At 65.8% G+C, this 17,513-nt stretch carries 14 protein-coding genes and 1 tRNA gene; 10 read left to right on the forward strand and 5 right to left on the reverse strand.

Annotation, left to right across the window (positions count from 1 at the left end; all coding sequences use genetic code 11):
• Positions 1 to 47: 47 nt before the first annotated feature.
• Positions 48 to 1,121, reverse strand: a complete 1,074-nt coding sequence (gene tsaD / locus ACVWY5_RS39495) for a tRNA (adenosine(37)-N6)-threonylcarbamoyltransferase complex transferase subunit TsaD (protein WP_028337398.1) — start codon at positions 1,119 to 1,121, stop codon at positions 48 to 50.
• 174 nt (positions 1,122 to 1,295) lie between these two features.
• Between tsaD and ACVWY5_RS39500 the strand changes: the two genes are divergently transcribed.
• The 5 genes from ACVWY5_RS39500 (at position 1,296) to ACVWY5_RS39520 (ending at position 6,051) form a co-directional block, all read left to right on the forward strand.
• Positions 1,296 to 2,036, forward strand: a complete 741-nt coding sequence (locus tag ACVWY5_RS39500) for a uroporphyrinogen-III synthase (protein WP_028337397.1) — start codon at positions 1,296 to 1,298, stop codon at positions 2,034 to 2,036.
• Positions 2,037 to 2,250: 214 nt separating this feature from the next.
• Positions 2,251 to 3,510 carry a hypothetical protein gene (locus ACVWY5_RS39505; protein WP_028337396.1) on the forward strand — a complete coding sequence of 420 codons (1,260 nt, stop codon included), beginning with the start codon at positions 2,251 to 2,253 and terminating at the stop codon, positions 3,508 to 3,510.
• Between the two features lie 20 nt (positions 3,511 to 3,530).
• Positions 3,531 to 5,348 carry a heme biosynthesis HemY N-terminal domain-containing protein gene (locus tag ACVWY5_RS39510; protein WP_028337395.1) on the forward strand — a complete coding sequence of 606 codons (1,818 nt, stop codon included), beginning with the start codon at positions 3,531 to 3,533 and terminating at the stop codon, positions 5,346 to 5,348.
• A 108-nt stretch (positions 5,349 to 5,456) separates the two neighbouring features.
• Positions 5,457 to 5,532: transfer RNA gene (locus ACVWY5_RS39515), tRNA-Thr, on the forward strand.
• Between the two features lie 132 nt (positions 5,533 to 5,664).
• On the forward strand, positions 5,665 to 6,051 hold the full coding sequence (locus ACVWY5_RS39520) for a hypothetical protein (protein ID WP_321177105.1): 387 nt from the start codon (positions 5,665 to 5,667) through the stop codon (positions 6,049 to 6,051).
• Between the two features lie 52 nt (positions 6,052 to 6,103).
• On the opposite strand, the gene ACVWY5_RS39525 is transcribed toward ACVWY5_RS39520, so the two are convergent.
• The 3 genes from ACVWY5_RS39525 to ACVWY5_RS39535 form a co-directional block, all read right to left on the reverse strand.
• Positions 6,104 to 7,126 carry a hypothetical protein gene (locus ACVWY5_RS39525; protein ID WP_028337393.1) on the reverse strand — a complete coding sequence of 341 codons (1,023 nt, stop codon included), beginning with the start codon at positions 7,124 to 7,126 and terminating at the stop codon, positions 6,104 to 6,106.
• A gap of 371 nt (positions 7,127 to 7,497) precedes the next feature.
• Entirely contained in the window at positions 7,498 to 8,361 is an 864-nt protein-coding gene (locus tag ACVWY5_RS39530; RefSeq protein ID WP_051376340.1) for a carbonic anhydrase, read from the reverse strand.
• A gap of 591 nt (positions 8,362 to 8,952) precedes the next feature.
• Entirely contained in the window at positions 8,953 to 10,011 is a 1,059-nt protein-coding gene (locus tag ACVWY5_RS39535; protein ID WP_028337392.1) for a polysaccharide deacetylase family protein, read from the reverse strand.
• A gap of 313 nt (positions 10,012 to 10,324) precedes the next feature.
• Here ACVWY5_RS39535 and ACVWY5_RS39540 point away from each other — a divergent pair, with 313 nt between their 5' ends.
• Positions 10,325 to 10,540, forward strand: a complete 216-nt coding sequence (locus tag ACVWY5_RS39540; RefSeq protein ID WP_028337391.1) for a cysteine rich repeat-containing protein — start codon at positions 10,325 to 10,327, stop codon at positions 10,538 to 10,540.
• A 91-nt stretch (positions 10,541 to 10,631) separates the two neighbouring features.
• On the opposite strand, the gene ACVWY5_RS39545 is transcribed toward ACVWY5_RS39540, so the two are convergent.
• Positions 10,632 to 12,311: an MFS transporter gene (locus ACVWY5_RS39545; protein ID WP_028337390.1), complete on the reverse strand. Its 1,680-nt coding sequence runs from the start codon at positions 12,309 to 12,311 to the stop codon at positions 10,632 to 10,634.
• Between the two features lie 185 nt (positions 12,312 to 12,496).
• Here ACVWY5_RS39545 and ACVWY5_RS39550 point away from each other — a divergent pair, with 185 nt between their 5' ends.
• The 4 genes from ACVWY5_RS39550 (at position 12,497) to ACVWY5_RS39565 (ending at position 17,459) form a co-directional block, all read left to right on the forward strand.
• The gene (locus ACVWY5_RS39550) at positions 12,497 to 13,861 is read left to right on the forward strand and encodes a hydrolase (protein WP_028337389.1); all 1,365 of its coding nucleotides are present in this window, start codon (positions 12,497 to 12,499) and stop codon (positions 13,859 to 13,861) included.
• 83 nt (positions 13,862 to 13,944) lie between these two features.
• Positions 13,945 to 15,330 carry a cytochrome P450 gene (locus ACVWY5_RS39555; protein ID WP_028337388.1) on the forward strand — a complete coding sequence of 462 codons (1,386 nt, stop codon included), beginning with the start codon at positions 13,945 to 13,947 and terminating at the stop codon, positions 15,328 to 15,330.
• A 41-nt stretch (positions 15,331 to 15,371) separates the two neighbouring features.
• The gene (locus tag ACVWY5_RS39560) at positions 15,372 to 16,781 is read left to right on the forward strand and encodes an adenylate/guanylate cyclase domain-containing protein (protein WP_028337387.1); all 1,410 of its coding nucleotides are present in this window, start codon (positions 15,372 to 15,374) and stop codon (positions 16,779 to 16,781) included.
• 174 nt (positions 16,782 to 16,955) lie between these two features.
• Positions 16,956 to 17,459 carry a tellurite resistance TerB family protein gene (locus ACVWY5_RS39565; protein ID WP_016847256.1) on the forward strand — a complete coding sequence of 168 codons (504 nt, stop codon included), beginning with the start codon at positions 16,956 to 16,958 and terminating at the stop codon, positions 17,457 to 17,459.
• Positions 17,460 to 17,513 lie beyond the last annotated feature (54 nt).

Genomic DNA, 17,513 nt, shown 5'->3' on the forward strand with positions numbered 1-17,513 from the left:
CGGGGCGAGGTGCGACGGTGCCTGATGCGCACTCCGTCGTACATTGTTCAATATCCGGCGCGGCTGTTGGCGTAGCCGGCCGGCGCCTTGGCGTTGGCGTCGAGCAGCCAGCGCGCGCGCGGCGGCGCCTCCATCGTGTCGGTGAGGCCAAGCGCCAGCCGCTCGGCACCGGCCCAGGCGATCATCGCGCCATTGTCGGTGCAGAGCGCCGGCGGCGGGATGATCAGCGTGGTCTGCGCCTTCGCTGCAACCTCCTGCAGCGCGCTGCGGATCGCATGGTTGGCCGCAACGCCCCCGGCCGCGACCAGCGCGCGCGGGGTGCCGAACCGCTCCTGAAACAGCTTTAGGCCGACGCTCAGGCGGTCCGCGGTCGATTCCAGCACCGCGGCCTGGAAACTCGCGCAGAGATCGCTGACGTCCTGCGGCTCGAGCGGCTCCAGCCGGCTGGCTGCACTGCGCACCGCGGTCTTCAGTCCCGAGAGCGAGAAATTCGCATCGGGCCGGCCGAGCATCGGGCGTGGAAAGTCAAACCGCGTCGGGTCGCCGCCGGCGGCCGCACGCTCGACCTCCGGTCCGCCGGGATAGGGCAGCGACAGCATCTTCGCCACCTTGTCGAACGCCTCGCCCATCGCGTCGTCGACGGTGGTGCCGAGCCGCACATATTCACCGACGCCGACCACGGCGACGATCTGGGTGTGTCCGCCCGAGGCCAGGAACAGGCAATAGGGAAACGCCAGCGCGCAGGTCAGCCGCGGCGTCAGCGCGTGCGCCTCGAGATGGTTCACCGCGATCAGCGGCGTATCGTGCACCATCGCGATCGCCTTCGCGGTGGTGAGACCGACGATCACGCCGCCGATCAGGCCGGGGCCCGCGGCTGCCGCGACGGCCGACAATTGTCGGTAGCCGACGCCGGCCTCCTTCATCGCGGCGGCGACGATGCCATCGAGCAGGTCGACATGGGCGCGCGCCGCGATCTCCGGCACCACGCCGCCGAAGCGGGCGTGCTCGTCGGTCTGCGAGCGCACCACGTTGGAGAGGATTTTCGCCTGCCCGTCAGCCTGGCGCTCGACCACGGCCGCCGCGGTTTCATCGCAGGTGGTTTCGATCCCCAGCACCAGCATCGGTGGTTCGTGTCCCAATTTCGGTCCTTGTGCTACGAGCATGATCCGGACAGGCCGGAACCGGTTTCCGGCAAGATGATGCTCATCAAAACGTCCGCTCCGGGGTAGCATTGCGAGGTCTTAAAGTGCAATCGGTCGCCAACGTCCAATTTATACGGCTGGAGGCCTGAAACCCTGACAATCCTTGTCACACGACCGCATCCGGACAATGACGCGACGCTCGCGACGCTGCGCCAACGCGGCTTTGACGCCCTGTCGGCGCCGGTGCTGCGCTTCGAGCCGGTGCCGTTCCGCGGCGACGACGATGCGGATTATGATGCCGTCATCCTGACCAGCGCCAATGCGCTGCGCGCGGTCGACCTCGCGACCAGCCGCTTGTTGCGGCTGCCGCTGTTTGCGGTCGGGGCACACACCGCCGATGCGGCGCGCGCCGCAGGCTTCGACAAGGTGATCGTGGCGAAGGGCGATGCGGTCTCGCTGCGCAATCTCGTGCTTGCACGGGTCAAGGCCGGCGAACTCGACGCATCGGCGACGCTGCTCTATCTCGCCGGCGCCGACCTGTCGCGCGATCTCGCCGGCGAGCTCGGCGAGCGCGGGCTCAGCGTCGTCACCCACACCACCTACCGGATGGCGCCGGTGGCCGGCTTCCCGAGGGAGGTCAGCGACGCCTTCATGGCGAACCGGATCACCGCGGTGCTGCATTATTCCCGCCGCAGCGCGCAGGCCTTTCTGGACACGGTCCGCGCCGACGGGATCGAGATTTCGGCGCTCGCCTTGCCGCAATGCTGCATCTCGGCGGCGGTCGCCGCGGTGCTCCATGACGCCGGCGCGACCAAGGTGGTGGTGGCGGCGCGGCCGGACGAAAATGCCCTGCTGGAGGCGCTCAGCCGCACCCTGCGGCCGAGACCGGAATAATTCTTTCGTCTGACCATGATGTTAGGCAATGCTCGGTTATTCGGATCGTGCTCTAAGAACCTGGGCCGATTCTGGCGAGCGTTTTCAAGCGAAGTGGGGACCGGTTCGCGTTAAGAAAACGCGACCAAACAAAAGGATAAGAGCATGATGCAATTCAATCGGATCGCATCATGCTCTAGAGTGTGCGGCCAGTAAGTTTTGAGGACCCCCCGCGATGGCTGAAGAAAGGCCAGACGACCCCGGATCTTCGCCGGATTCCCGGCCCAAGCGCGCGCCGCCGACCATCGATCTTCAGGCGACCGAAATCTCCAGCGAACCGTCGAAGGCGGAGGGGGCCGAGGAAGCCGCCAGGGAGCCTGACCAGGATGCCGGCAAGGCGTCTGCGGATGCGGCGTCGCCTGAGGCCGAGCCCCAAGGCGACGCTGCACCGCAAGCGGAGCCGCAGCCCGAGACCGCCTCCGCGGCGCCGGACGCCGAACCGGCGCGGCCGGTGTCGCCCTGGGTGGTGGCGCCGGTGTCGGGCGCGGTCGCCGCAGCGCTGGTGATCGGGGTCGGCTGGTTGCTCGGCTGGCCGGTCGTGCAGCCGGTTTCGGCGCCGCAACCCAATGCCGCCATCGACGAACTCGGCACGCGCCTGAGTGCGCTGGAATCGAAGGCCGGCAGGCCGGTCGCGGCGGCCGCCGATCCCGCGGCGACGGCGCGGCTGGAGGCGCTCGACAAATCGATCGCCGCACTGCGCACCGAGCTCGCCGCGACGCGGGCGCAATCCGACAGGCTTGCGGCGGCTGTCAATGACGCGAAAGCCGCGCCGCGCGATGGCGCGGCTGCGCCTGATATCTCCGGCATCACGGCGCGCATCGACAAGGTCGAAGGCGCGGTGAAGGCGCAGGGCGCCGCGATCGCCAGGCAGGACAGCAAGATTGCGGACACCAAGGCCGAGGCGAAGGCCGACGACGTGCCGCTGCGCCGCGTCGTCGCGGCATCGCTGCTCGACGTCGCGGTGCGTCACGGCGATCCCTATGCCTCCGCGCTCGCGGCTGCGAAAGCGCTGTCGGATGACGCCGAGGTGCTGAAGCCGCTCGAGACGTTTGCGACCTCAGGCGTGCCGAGCCCGAACGCGCTGTGCCGCGAGCTGGTGGAAATCGTGCCGCGGCTCGCGCCGCCGGCGCCGGAAGCTGCGGCGGCGAATGCCGGGCTGGTCGATCGTCTGAAGGCCGGTGCCTCCACGCTGATCCGCATCGAGCGGACCGACGGCACGGGGACCGATCGCGGCAGCATCGTCGCGCGCGTGACATCGGCCGCCCTGCATAATGACCTCGCATTGACCGAGCGTGAATTGAAGTCGCTGCCGCCGGCGGATCGTACGGCGGCGCAAGCCTGGCTCGCTAAGGTGGACGCGCGCCGCGCCGCGCTCGACGCGTCGCGTAAATTTGCCGACAACGCCATGGCGGCGCTCGCCACGGTCAACCAGTAAGTCTTTGCAATAGGTTCTCGATGATCCGGATCATTCTGTTCCTGCTGCTGATCGCGCTCGCTGCAGCAGGTGCGGCCTGGATGGCCGATCAGCCCGGCGATCTCGTGCTGAATTGGGGCGGCTTGCGGCTGACGTCCAAGCAGCCGATGTACCTGCTCGGCCTCGTCGTCGTCGTCGCGATGGTCGCCGGCGTGATCCTGCGCGGGCTCTGGAAGATCCCCTCGCACATCCGTCGCGGCCGGCGCGAGCGGCGTCACGCCCGCGGCCGCCACGCCATCACGCAAGGCTTGCTTGCGATCGGGCATGGCGACTCCTCGGCGGCGCGCGCGCATGCCGAAGTGGCGCGGCGCCACGCCGCAAACGATCCGCTGGCGTTGCTGCTGCACGCGCAATCGGCGCAGCTCGACGGCGATCGCGACGGCGCGCAGCGTGCCTTCCGCGCCATGGCCGAGCGCGAGGACACGCGGCTGCTTGGCTTGCGCGGTCTGTTCATCGAGGCGCAGCGCGCCGACGATCCAGTGGCGGCCGTGATGATCGCCGAGGAAGCGCTGAAGATGTCGCCGTCATCGTCATGGGCCTCGCATGCGGTGCTCGGCTTCTGCTGCGCCAAGGGCGATTGGGCCGGCGCGCTGTCGATCATCGACAACAACCAGAGCGCCGGATTGATCGACAAGGCGACCTATCGGCGGCAGCGCGGCGTGCTGCTGACGGCACGGGCGCTGGAGTTCGAGACCGTCGATCGCGATCTGTCGCGCTCGAGCGCGATGGAGGCGGTCAAACTGGCGCCGACGCTGATCCCGGCCGCCGTGCTCGCAGCGAAGTTCGAGAGCGAGGCGCATCAGGTGCGCCGCGCGATGCGCATCGTGGAGACCGCGTGGCTGGCGCAGCCGCATCCCGATCTCGCCGACGCCTATTCGCATGTGCGGCTCGGCGATTCCGCGCGCCAGCGCCTGGTGCGGGTCGAGACGCTGGCGGCGAAAAAACCTGGACATATCGAGGGCGCGCTGGCGATCGCGCGCGCCGCGATCGACGCCGCCGAGTTCGCCAGGGCGCGTGCGGCGCTGGAGCCGTTTGTCGCGGCGCCGACGCAACGCGTCGCGCTGTTGATGGCCGAGATCGAGCGCACCGAGCATGGCGACAGCGGCCGGGCGCGTGCCTGGACCCTGCGCGCCGTGCGCGCGCTGCACGATCCGGTCTGGACCGCCGACGGCTATGTGTCGGACCGCTGGCGCCCGGTTTCGCCGGTCACCGGCCGGCTCGACGCCTTCCAGTGGCAGACCCCGGTGGCAGCGCTGCCGTCCGACAAGGGTCATGCCATCGAGCCTTCGCCCTTCGAGGAGGCGATGCTGGCGCCGCGCCGGGTCGAGCCGCCAAGGGAAGTCGCCAGCGAGCCTGAAGTGGCCAAGCCGGTTGAGGTCAAGCCGGCCGAGGTCAAGCCGGCCGAGGTCAAGCCGGTCGAGGTCAAGCCGGTCGAGGTCAAGCCGGTCGAGGTCAAGCCCTTGGAGCCGGCCGCGCCGACGGTGCAGGATAACGCCCCGCTCCCGGCGGCCATCGAGGCCGAGCCCGCCCCGGCCCCGCCCGAACCCGCCGCGCCGGAACCGGCTCCCCCTCCGGCCGCCGAATCGGCGCCCCCGGCGCCGGCCCCCCTGTTCCGGTCCCGGACCGACCTGCCCAAGGCCGCACCGGCGCCCATCCCGGCCGTGATCCCGATCATCCGGGCCCCCGACGATCCCGGGGTCGACGAGGACGGCCCGGTCGACGAATTTGCGGAACAAATCGGCCCGCCCAAGGCCCAGGTGGGCGGTTGGCGCGGATTTCTGTCACGTTTGGGAAGCTAATTCGCGGTTAGATAACCGCTGTATGGTTCGATAACCGCGTTTTCCTTGCCAATCGGGGTCATGCCCGATATCAGGTGGCCGCGTGATCCGGCCGTTGCCGAACGGTTCGCCGCAATAGCTCAGTTGGTAGAGCACGTCATTCGTAATGACGGGGTCGGGGGTTCGAGTCCCTCTTGCGGCACCATTTCTCAGCCAGAAGTGAAGCTTGCTCCCAGCGCGCATTAAGGCGCCTGGATGCGATTTGCTCAGAGCGTCGAACCCCTCGCACGCGCCGGTAGACCAAGTTCTAGAGGCGCTATTTCAAGGGGTTGGGCAGATGCTTCCGAAAATCGCCCACGTGATCATCATCGGGCTCTCGGAAGAAGAGCGCGGCAAGCTCGATGAAAGCACCCGCAAGATACTTCACTTCAGCGATCCTTCCTGGGAATACAAATCGTACGGCTGCGACACCTTGCAGGAAGCCGCGGCGATCGCGAAAGACATGGCGCGAGTCGATATCTTTTATGTTGCGGGGGGCGCTGAGTCCGAATCCATACCGTACGAAAAGTTCGGTCTCGAACTCGACTACGAGATACTAGGGGAGCTGATGGAAAATCATTCCAGCAAGCCGGTGGTCAGCTATGCGAGGCCTGATCGGCCGAACAAGCTCGCAACAGCGATCTTTGCGCTTTGGCGTGACCGCAGCAAGTCAACCTCAGCTTGACGGCATCGATGCTTTTCTCAACCGGGCTCGCTCTTGCCGCCGGCCCTGAAGCCTAGATCCGCGCGCCGCACAATCCGCTCATGATCGCGATCGCGACCAGTCCACCGGCTGCGAGCCCGGTTGCCCAGATCCGGTTGGCGATCGTCGCGGCCACGCCATGCGCGATCAGGATGCCGCGCAATCCCGACGCGAGATGGGCGAGCACGAAGAATACGCCGAGCGCGTAGTGCGGCACCAGGCGAATGCTCCAGGCGTCGTGGATCAGGCCGGTCGGTGCGCCTGACGCCCAGGCCCAGTTGGTGTCGATGTGGTGGACGGCCCGCGCCGAGATCAATGCGGAGTTCAGATGGGTGACGATGAATGCCGCGAGATAAATGCCGGAGCCGATCTGAAAGACGCGGTAGGCATCCGCCGGCAGCGCGTTCCAGCGCCAGGCGAGCCGTATCCCGACGGCGACCTGGAACAGCATCAGGCCGACGAGGATGGGTTCGACGACGGACGATCGATAGACCGAGCGCCCCGCCTTCATCATGGCGGCATGAACCTCGGGTCCGAGCCAACCCAGCAGATGGTTGGTGAGGTGAAACGCGACGTAGAGCAGGATGATCGCCGCGGCGACGCCGTGCGTCACGCGCCATTTGGCGATGGATGGGGCAATCGCGGCTGATCCTGCCGGGCGCTCTTGCTCACCCCCGAACTGTACATAGAGACACGCGGCCAACCAGCCCGCGACCCAGACGAGCTCGTCGCTGACAGGGATGTGCAGCAATCCGAGACCGACGCCGGTCAGCACGAACAAGGGCGGCGCAGCGATGCTGAGATAGGCGAGCCGCCGGCCGCGTAGCTCGAACGACGAAGGCTCCGCCTTGGTCATCCAGTACGCGCAGGCAAGACCCAGCAAGGGCGCGGCGGTCGTGGCCAACAGGCAAAGCGCCGCCAAGACCAGTCGCCCGAACGACATCGGACCAGCAGCGGGAGAGACCGCGAGATGAAATGCATCGAGCAGGAACGGATAGGCCATCGCTCCAGCCGCCGGGATCATCGAACGGAGCTTTTCGGCGGCCGTACTCGCCAAGCCATCGTCGCCGCGCCGTACGCGACCTTGTTCAAATGCGCTCACTGAGTTCCCCAGAGTTCAGGCATCGTAAGGAGAGGGTCAGACCGACGAATCTATTCCCGGGTCATCGCCGGATGCGCGGCACGGAAGCCAGTGCTGTACACGCTGGCGTGCACGGGCAAACGGTGTTGCGCCGAGACCATGTCTCAAGGCGCATAACCGTACAGTGATACGGGCCCACCGATAGGACCAAGTTCGAACAATTCGACAGGACCATGCCAGCTACTGTAGCTGCTGGCGTGATGCATCTCACAAAATCCTGCGCCGACGTGGCTAGTCTTCGGGCAAGGTCTTGTCTAGTTCGGATCGGGAAGGGAAGACGCCTCCGGTCATTTTTTCGCGCTAACAAGCGATTCGATGCGGCGCGAGTGCACGATGGCGTCGCCGAGATCCACGAACGCGGCAAGATCTCGAGGTGCCGCTGACAGCCCAATCCCATCGGCATCACCGGAATGGGGAGCCCATACCGCGCGGCTCTCCAGAAGATAGACGCCATAAACCGCTTTGATACCGGTGTAGGCGTTGGTCCTCAGTTCTTCTTGGATCGAGTAGGCCGCCAGCGCGGCGTTGGTGACAATCGACGTCTCAATCAAGGCGCTTCGATATCCAGGGCGATGCACGACGGTTGGCCCAAACGCGTCGATCAGCTTTCTCTCGGATGTCTGAACCACGACAAGCGCACCGTCGAGAATGCTGCGGAGCGAACGCTTGGTCGCTAGCGGCAGGTATTCGCGCGGATTCAGGAAGACATCGACCGCCGTCGTGAGCGCGCCGCATCCGCTGTGGCCAAGGACGACGATGAGTTTGAGGCTGCCGCCAAGATTCTCGACCGCATATTTGAGGCTCCCAAGCACCTCTATTCCAAGGCCGTTGCCCGCGACGCGGACCACGAAGAGATCATTGGGCCCCTCATTGAAAATGAGTTCAACGGGCACACGGGCGTCGGAGCAGCCGAGCACGGCTGCGAACGGTCTTTGCTTCGGTACGGCGCTGTCGGCCAGCAGGCCCAGGTCACGCAGATCGACCGGGATGATCTGCTGTACCACGCTCTCTCTCTCATCGTGGTCAAGGAGTGTAGCGAAGCTTTTGTTGCCCCGCTCTAGACGGAGCAACGCCGCTTTGCTGTCCGGCGGGAGCGGTCTGATCGCGACATCGCCGCTGCTGTAGCGATACGTGATATCGAAGGTCTTCATAATTGCCGCGCTGTGCTGGAATATTCAGGCAAGCAAATGCGACTCACACAACAAGCAGAAACCTGCAATCCTATTGCACGACCCATTTGAAATCCGCCGTTGATCCAGATCAAGATTTGCTGCAAGGCGGGGATGGCGGACGCCACTTGTTCGTGACGTCGCCGAGGCGGTCTCGTTGCTGCGGCGATCGATCACACGGAGCTGAATGCGGCTGCGCTTGCGGGCAGGGCGATCGCATACGGCAATCGGTCATGTCCCATAGCCCGGCCGTGGCGACGTGGAAGCGTCAGTTGCAGAAGTCGCAAAGGCCATATGGCCCGGCGAGGGGGACGCTTACGTAATTTCGGAATATTAGAATAATATCCCTGATTTGCCCGACGGGTCAAGTTGCCTTTGACGAGCGACGCTGCCCGCCAGCTCCTTTGCATGGGGTTGTTTTCGATATTTTGGCAGCGCGCATCTGCGTCGGGGAACTTCGCCACCGTCGTCCGGAGTAATTTACTGGTAGTCGACGACGCCACAAACGAAAAGCGCCCCTGGATCGGATCCAGGGGCGCTTTGCGTTGAACGTGTTCGGCGTGGTTTGCTGCGTTACTCGGCGACCGTCTGCACGACGTTGCCGATCGGCCGGCCCGTTGCGATCGGCTTCTCGGTCTTCGCCATCATCGCGTCGTATTCGGGCAGCGTCTCGAGCTGGGTCTTGGCCTTCATCCAGACCACCTTGTAGCCGCCGGCCTTGAGCTTGCGGAGCAGCGTCGGCAGCGCCTGCGCGGTGTGCTTCTGGAGGTCGTGCATCAGGATGATGCCCTTGTGCTCCTTGTCGAGCTTGGTCATCACGTTGTTGATCACCTCGTCCGCGCTCTTGGACTTGAAGTCGTTGGAGTCGACGTCGACCGAGAACATCGCGATGTTGCGGGTGCCGAGATAGGCCGTTGTCGCCGGGGTGTGCGCCAGCGCCGGAAAGCGGAAGAACGGTGCCGGATTGGCACCCAGCGCCAGCTTTACCGCACTGAAACCCTTCTCGATCTCGTCCTTGGCCTGCTGCTCGGTCAGCTTCTTGCTGGCGAGATGCGCGTGCGACCAGGTATGGGCGCCGATGGTGTGGCCGGCGGCGGCGACCTGGCGCAGGATGTCCGGGTGATAGGTGGTGTGCAGCCCGATCGGGAAGAACACCGCCTTGGTGCATTCATCGGCCAGCGCCTTGAGCACGGCCGGCGTGGTCGGCCACGGACCGTCGTCGAAGGTCAGCACGACCTCCTTGTCGGTCAGGAAGTCATACTGCTTGTACTGCAGGAAACCGAAGCCCGGCCCGCCATTGGTGTCGACCACGACGGTGCGGCTGATGCCGAGCGCATCGGGGTTGGCGCATTTGGGCGCGGCCGCGACGGGGGCCGGCATCGGAGCCGGAGCAGGAGTGGCGGCCGGTGCCGCGGCCTGGGTAGCATCGGCGCGCTTCGACAGCGCGGCGGTCGTCTCGACATCGTCCTTGGCGGCCTGTTTTGCCGCCGCAGGCAGCGGAACGGCCTTGGCCGCAGCCGTGGTTTGCGGAGGAGCCGCGTCGGCACGCGGCGAGGAGGTCCAGAACCACACGCCGGCGATCACGATCGCCGTTACAACACTGGCCAGCATCAGGCCCAACGCACTACGCATCGCTACACACTCTCTCGGAACTTAAGGATACGCCACAGCCGTAACGAGCGATTAATGCCAACAAGGTCTTAACGCGATCCCAACAAGGCGCCGGAAGGACAAGAAAAAGCGGGTCTTACCCATGCGTGATGACCGTCACAGTCGGTTTCAAGCTTCTTCGCGGCATGGAAACGCTATAGAACCGGCGTCGCATTCCCTGGAGCCGTTTCCGCTGCGATGAAATCGGAACGCGGCTCCGGATTCCCTATTTGACGCGTTTTCTTCACGCGAACCGGCACCACTTCGCGCGGAAACGCTAGAGAGGCTTTGAGAGATGACCCGATTTCTGTTTGCCGTCGTGCCGCTTGTTTTGTTGACGTCGGCCGCCTCGGCACAGCAGCAGGGGCGCGATGCCTGCTCGCGCGATGCCTCGCGGTTCTGCCGCGCCCATCTCAGCGAGGGCGATCAGGTCGTGCTGGCGTGTCTGAAGGAGCATCGCAGCCGCCTCAGCAAGGCCTGCCAGCAGACGCTCACCGATCACGGGCAGTGATTCCAACCGTCGTCATTCCGGGGCACGAAGTGAACCCGGAATTTCGAGATTCCGGGTTCATGCTTCGCATGCCCCGGAATGACGACACGGCCTACGTACTGCTCCCCGCCGCGGTCGCGACCACCGGGATCACCTCCTTGGCGGCGCGGTCCGGGGTCTCGTCCTTCCAGCGCACCGATCCGAACGGACGCTCCAGCATCCGGCGCACGCGGATCGGCTCGGCGCCGATGTGGAAGTCGGCCGCCTTCTGATGCAGTTCGCGCTCGATCTGCGTGGCGCGGTTGCGCTGGCGCAGGAAATCGAGCCAGGTCGGGCAGTGATAGCGCTCGGTCCACAATTCGGGATCGGCGATGTCGCGGGCGATCGACCAGCCATAGGCGCCGTTGCGCTGGCGGCTGAGCTGCACGTCCTGCATCACATTGTGGAAGGCACGGGCATTGTCCTGCGCCACCCGGTATTCGATCTCGACCACCAGCGGTCCGCTGCGCCCGCTCAGTTGCAGCCGCACCTCGGGATCGGCCAGCGCATCCGTCGCGTCCTCGTTGCGTGCGCCGATCGGCGGCATCCTGAGCCAGATGCCGAGCAGCGGCGACAACAGCATCAGACCAGCGGAGATCAGCAGCGCCATCTCGACGCCGCCCACGTCCGTGATGCGGCCCCAGCACCAGCTTCCGATCGCGATGCCGCCGGCGATCGCGGCCTGGAAGGCCGCCAGCGAACGGCCCGCGACCCAGCGCGGCGCGGAGAGCTGCACGCCGATATTGAACAGCGCGATCGCCAGCATCCACACCGCTCCGGCAACCACCAGCGCGGCGGCGGTGATCACCGGCTGCTTGCTCACGGCAACCGCGGCGATCGCCGCGCCCATCGTCAACGCACAGACCCGTATGGCGGCTTCGCCGCTGAGCCGGCTGCGGATCTCGCTGATGTTGAGCGCGCCGATCACAGCGCCCATGCCGAAGGCGCCGAGCATGATGCCGTAGGTCTGCGCGCCGCCGTGCAGGAGATCGCGCGCCACCAGCGGCATCAGCGCCGAGACCGAGCCGCCGATGATGCCGGTCACCATGGTGCGGGTCAGCACGATCTTGATCGACGGCGAATTGGTGATGTAGCGCACGCCGGAGACGATGGCGCGGTTCAGCCGCTCGCGCGGCAGCCGCGACGGCTCGCTGACGCGATTCCACAGGAACAGTACGACGAGCAGCGGCAGATACAGTACGGCATTGGCGGCGAAGGCGGCCACGGCGCCCGCGGACGCCACCACGATGCCGCCGATCGCCGGACCAAAGCTGCGCGCGATGTTGTAGCTGATACCGTTAAGCGCGACCGCGGCGGGCAGCGTCTCCGGCGGCACCTGCTCGCTGACCGAGGATTGCCAGGCCGGGCCGAACAGCGCCATGCCGCTGCCGACGACGAAGCACAGCGCGAGCAGGATGTTCGGCGTCACCAGATTGAGCCAGGCCAGCACGGTCAGGATGGTGGCGCCGGTCAGCGCAATCGCCAGCGACACCAGCGCGACGATGCGGCGGTCGTGCATGTCGGCGATCGCCCCGGCCGGCATCGAGATCAGCATCACCGGCAACATCAAGGCGGTCTGCACCAGCGCGACCTTGTCGGCCTCCGAGGTCATCTGCGTCATCGCCCAGGCCGCGCCGACGCCCTGGATCAAGATGCCGAGATTGGAGAGCAGGCTCGCGAGCCAGATTCGCCTGAAGATTGAATGCCGCAACGGTGCAGTGATACTGTCGGAGCGATCACGCGGTTCGGTCATATCCTGTTCCGGTTGGCCTGCTATGGCGTGTTGGACGATTCCGGCTGCACCAACTGATGCCCGCGAAACGCGTGTCCTGTCCAGCGATTACGGCATCCTTGGCGGCGATAGGACACAGCTAAAGCTCTGAAAGACCTCAGGAAGGCTTCGGAGTAGGCTTGGGGAAGGCTCGGGGAGGGGGACCAATGGCGCTGTCGCGGCGGAGAGTTTTGCAAGGGGCGGGCGCCCTGTCCCTGCTGGCCGGCCGCCTCGCCCCGGCCTTGGCGCAGTCGGCTCAGCCGGCGCTCGCCGGCGACACCCCGCCGATCCTGTTCGTGCATGGCAATGGCGATCATGCCGCGCTCTGGATGACGACGTTCTGGCGGATGGAATCGAACGGCGTGCCGCGCGAGCGCATGGCGGCGATCAACTTCACCGATCCGCTGGCGCGCAGTGACGACAAGATCGAGCAGGCGAGCCGCTCCTCGACCGAGGACCAGCGCCGCGAGCTCGCCGAGGCGATCAGGGAGCTGAAGCAGAAGACCGGCGCGCCGCGGGTCGCGCTGGTCGGCAGTTCGCGCGGCGGCAATGCGATCCGCAATTACATCAAGAATGGCGGCGGCGACATCAGCCACGCAGTGCTGTGCGGCACGCCCAATCACGGTGTGTATGCGTGGGATGACGGGCTCGGCAACGAGTTCAACGGGCGCGGTCCGTTCCTGCGCGGGCTGAACGATGGCGACAGCGAAGTGACCGCTGGCACCCTGTTCTTGACGCTGCGCAGCGACGGCCTCGACAAATATGCGCAAGCCGACGGGCGCTTTGTCGGCAAGCCGGGCACGCCGACCAACGTCACGACGGAAGGCCCGGCGCTGAAGGGCGCGACCAATCTGGTGCTCGGCGCGGTCGATCATCGCGAGACCGCCTTTCATCCGCGCGCCTTTCGCGAGATCTACAAATTCATCGCACGGCACGAGCCGTCCCGGATCGAGATCGTGCCTGAGACGGCGGTGAGGCTGAGCGGCATCGTCACCGGCATGCCCGGCGGCGTGCCGACCAACCGGCCGGTGCCGGGGGCCACGGTCGACATCTATCATGTCGCGGCGGAAACCGGCGAGCGCATCGGCGGCCCGCTGCACAGCTCGCAGACCGGCGCCGACGGCCGCTGGGGTCCGGCGCAGGTCGATCCATCGTGGCCGCTCGAATTCGTGCTGACGGCGCCTGGTGCGGCGACGACGCACATCTATCGCTCGCCGTTTGTGCGCTCGTCCGAGATCGTGCATCTGCGCGCGGCGCGGCCGCTGGGGCCGGCCGATGCCGGCGCAGGCGCGGTCGTGCTGATGTCGCGACCGCGCGGCTATTTCGGCCTGCCGCGCGATATTGTGCTGTTCGACGGCAAGGAGCCGGCCGATGTAAAACCCGGCGTGCCGACGGATTCGGTGACGACGCTGCGGCTGGCCGCGGCCGATGTCGGCCGTCCGGTCGCCGCGATCTTCAACGGGGAACGCATGATGATGCGGGCCTGGCCGGCATCGGAAAATCGGATTGCGGTCGCCGAGCTGACTTATTAGGTCTTGTGCAGGGTCCGCGCGCCGTCTTGGCGCCGGGATCGCATGGCCGGATCGGCCGTCGCGTGAGGCAGGAAGCGAGGACCATGAGCATAGCCGAGGTCTACGATATCACGGTCACGCGGCGTCCCCTGGTCCCGCCGGCCCCGCCGCGCGCGCCGGACGACATGGGCGCGTTCCAGCGCATGCGGGTGATGCGCAACTCGCCGATCGAGACCTGGGGCCAGCGCGCCTATGAGGACGACATCGTCCAGGGCCGCTTCCTCAACCACTCGAGCTTCATCCTCAACACGCCGGATGCGATCCGCCACGTGCTGGTCGACAATTACGAGAACTACACCCGCACGCCGGCCGGCCTTCGCGTGCTGCGTCCGATGCTAGGCGAGGGGCTATTGATCGCCGAAGGGCGTGCGTGGAAACATCAGCGCCGCACGCTGGCGCCGGCGTTCACGCCGCGCGCGGTGACGACGCTGGTGCCTTACATGATTGCGGCGGTCGACGAGACCATCGCCAAGCTGAAGTCCGCGAGTGGCGGTCCGGTCGATCTGCGCGAGGCGCTGCAGCGGATGACGCTGGAGATCGCCGGCCGCACCATGTTCTCGTTCGGCATGGATCGCCACGGCGCCGCGCTGCGCGATTTCGTGATGGAGTATGGCGATACGCTGGCGCGGCCGCACATGCTCGATCTGGTGCTGCCGTTGAACTGGCCGACGCCGCAGGATTTCCGGCGCGCCCGTTTCCGCAAGCGCTGGACCGCGTTCGTCGGCACGCTGATGGCCGAGCGACGTGCGGCCGGCAAGGATGACAACGCGCCGGCCCGCGACCTGTTCGACCTGATGGGCGCCGCGCGTGATCCTGAAACCGGCGAGGCCTTCACCGATGCCCAACTCGGCGACCAGGTCGCCACCATGATCCTGGCCGGCCACGAGACGACTGCGACCGCGCTGTTCTGGGCGCTCTATCTACTGGCGCTCGATCCCCTAACCCAGGAACAACTGGCGGCAGAAGTCACGAGCGCGGCGACGTCTGGCGCGCTCGACATCGAGCGGCTGAAATTCACCCGCGCGGTGATCGACGAAACCATGCGGCTTTATCCGCCGGCGTTCCTGATCGCGCGTGCGGCGGGCGGTCCCGATACCATCGCGGGCCGTCCGGTCAGGAAGCGTGACGTAATTCTGATCGCGCCGTGGCTGTTGCACCGGCATGAGAAGCTGTGGCGCGATCCGAACGCGTTCGTGCCGTCGCGTTTCATGACGGGAACGCCGCCCGATCGGTTTGCCTATCTGCCGTTCGGGGTCGGCGCCCGGGTCTGCATCGGTGCGCATTTTGCGCTGGTCGAGGCGACGCTCGCGCTTGCGAAGATCATCGGCGCATTCCGCGTCGCGCTGGCGGACAAGGATCCGGTGCTGCCGATCGGCGTGGTGACGACACAGCCGAACCGTTCTCCGGTGTTTACGATCAAGCCGCGTTGACCTTGCGCGGCGGTGTCCCAATGCTCATCTAGGGGCTCACCATGAGCGATACGCAGGCCCATTTCGCAGTCCTCAGGCAGACGACCGATCCGGCCGTCGTCGATGCCATGCAGCAGCTGATTGCGGACGGCCATGATAGGGATCTCAATCGCATCAATCTGCTGGATTTCTCGAGCCGCACCGGGCTCGACCAGGAGAAGGTGATCTCCGGTTTCCTGCATGCGTCGCGGCTCGGCCTGTTCGACATGAGCTGGAATGTGCTGTGTCCGGGCTGCGGCGGCGTGCTCGATGCGCATTCGACGCTGAAGTCGTTGCGTCATGACGACTATAACTGCGCGCTGTGCGCGGCCGGTTACGAGGCGTCTGTCGACGACCTGGTCGAGGTCGCGTTCACCGTCAGCCCGCGCGTGCGCCGCATCGGCGCGCATGATCCGAACACGCTGCCGATCTGGGAATATGTCCGCCAGATGTTCTGGAGCTCTGGCATCGAGCTCAACGAAGATTCGCTGGAGCGCCTGCTCAAGGAGGTGACGCTGGAATCGCTGGAATTGCCCGCCGGCGAAAAGGCGCTGCTGTCGCTGCAATTGCCGAAGCAGTTCCTGATCGTGTTCGAGCCGGTGACGCACTCGGCGCATTTCTTCGACGTGCAGGGCGAGCCGACCACCGAGCGCCAGCAGTTCTCGATCGTGTTCAACAAGCTGCAGGCGCCGACCGGCACCACGGTGCTGCGGCCGGGGCCGCTCCGGCTGTCGCTGGACAACCAGACGGACACCCGCGTGCTGCCCGCTGTTTGGGTGGCGGCCGATGCGCTGCATGAGCTGCTCGGCAAGCGCAAGCCGATCCTCACCGCGAAGCGGATGCTGTCGAACCAGACCTTCCGTGATGTGTTCAAGGCCGACAACCTCACGGTCGACCAGCGGCTGAAGATCACCGCGCTCACCTTCCTGTTCACCGACCTCAAAGGCTCGACCGCGCTCTATGAACGGGTCGGAGATCTCGCCGCGTTCGATCTGGTGCGCGCGCATTTCCACGCGCTGCTCGAGATCATCGCTTCCGAGCACGGCGCCGTCGTGAAGACGATCGGCGATGCCGTGATGGCGACCTTCATCCGGCCAGAGCATGCATTGTCGGCGGGCCTGCGCATGCGGGCGGCGATGAAGCAGCTCAACACCGAGCGCGGCAAGGAAGATCTGATCGTCAAGATCGGCATCCATGAGGGGCCGTGCCTTGCGGTGACGCTCAACGAGCGGCAGGATTATTTCGGCCAGACCGTGAATATCGCAGCCAGGGTGCAGAGCCTGTCGACCTCGCAGGAAATCCATTTGACCCAGCCGGTGATGGAATCGGCTGAAGTCGCGGGCATCCTCGATCGCGCCGCGATCAAGCCGATCCAGAAGGAAGCGGCACTGCGCGGCATTGCCGACAAGCTCGTGGTGTACGAGATACCGTAGTCATATTGCTGAAACGTAATGCTTGCCGAAACGTAATGTCGCAGCGGGAACCTGCGCGGATTGCACCGGTTCTGTTTCCACGCCATATAGATTTCAACGGAGCATGATCCGGACATGCGTATAGCCGGAAAGATCATGCTCAAATCAGGCAGGCTTCATTCCACAGAGAGAACGATGCTCGACGGACTTCGCCAATTCATTGCCGATATCGTTTCCCCCGACGCCCAGGCCGACCGCACCTTCGATGACGGCGACTATCGCCTGGCGGCGACCGCGCTGCTGGTGCATGTCGTCTCGCTGGACGGCGAGCCGACGCCGGCCGAGACGCGCAAGCTGCACGGCCTGATCGAGAGCCGTTTCCAGCTCGACCGCGGCGCGGCCGACAAGTTGATCGCCTCTGCCATGCGCGTCGAGGGCGAGGCCGTCGATCTCTATCACTTTACCAGCGTCATCATGCGCTCGGTGAACGAGGAGGGACGGCTGCGCATCGTCGAGATGATGTGGGAGCTGGTCTATGCCGACGGTCAGGTCAGCGAGTTCGAGGACAATGTGGTCTGGCGCGCCGCCGATCTGCTCGGCATTTCCTCGCGCGACCGCATCGATCTCAAGCATCGGGTCGCCGAGAAGCAGGCGGCGCTGCCAAAGGGCCCCTGGGGCACCGCGGACGCCGCAATCTGACGCGATTGCCCGCGCCGGCCGACGCATCGTCACCGGTATCAGGGATGACGAAAT

Source organism: Bradyrhizobium sp. USDA 3256 (assembly GCF_054058275.1).

Coding starts and splice junctions, on each gene's coding strand:
- tsaD (WP_028337398.1), bottom strand. CDS start 1,121: ATGCTGGTGCTGGGGATCGAAACCACCTGCGATGAAACCGCGGCGGCC.
- ACVWY5_RS39505 (WP_028337396.1), top strand. CDS start 2,251: ATGGCTGAAGAAAGGCCAGACGACCCCGGATCTTCGCCGGATTCCCGG.
- ACVWY5_RS39510 (WP_028337395.1), top strand. CDS start 3,531: ATGATCCGGATCATTCTGTTCCTGCTGCTGATCGCGCTCGCTGCAGCA.
- ACVWY5_RS39520 (WP_321177105.1), top strand. CDS start 5,665: ATGCTTCCGAAAATCGCCCACGTGATCATCATCGGGCTCTCGGAAGAA.
- ACVWY5_RS39530 (WP_051376340.1), bottom strand. CDS start 8,361: ATGAAGACCTTCGATATCACGTATCGCTACAGCAGCGGCGATGTCGCG.
- ACVWY5_RS39535 (WP_028337392.1), bottom strand. CDS start 10,011: ATGCGTAGTGCGTTGGGCCTGATGCTGGCCAGTGTTGTAACGGCGATC.
- ACVWY5_RS39540 (WP_028337391.1), top strand. CDS start 10,325: ATGACCCGATTTCTGTTTGCCGTCGTGCCGCTTGTTTTGTTGACGTCG.
- ACVWY5_RS39545 (WP_028337390.1), bottom strand. CDS start 12,311: ATGACCGAACCGCGTGATCGCTCCGACAGTATCACTGCACCGTTGCGG.
- ACVWY5_RS39550 (WP_028337389.1), top strand. CDS start 12,497: ATGGCGCTGTCGCGGCGGAGAGTTTTGCAAGGGGCGGGCGCCCTGTCC.
- ACVWY5_RS39555 (WP_028337388.1), top strand. CDS start 13,945: ATGAGCATAGCCGAGGTCTACGATATCACGGTCACGCGGCGTCCCCTG.
- ACVWY5_RS39560 (WP_028337387.1), top strand. CDS start 15,372: ATGAGCGATACGCAGGCCCATTTCGCAGTCCTCAGGCAGACGACCGAT.
- ACVWY5_RS39565 (WP_016847256.1), top strand. CDS start 16,956: ATGCTCGACGGACTTCGCCAATTCATTGCCGATATCGTTTCCCCCGAC.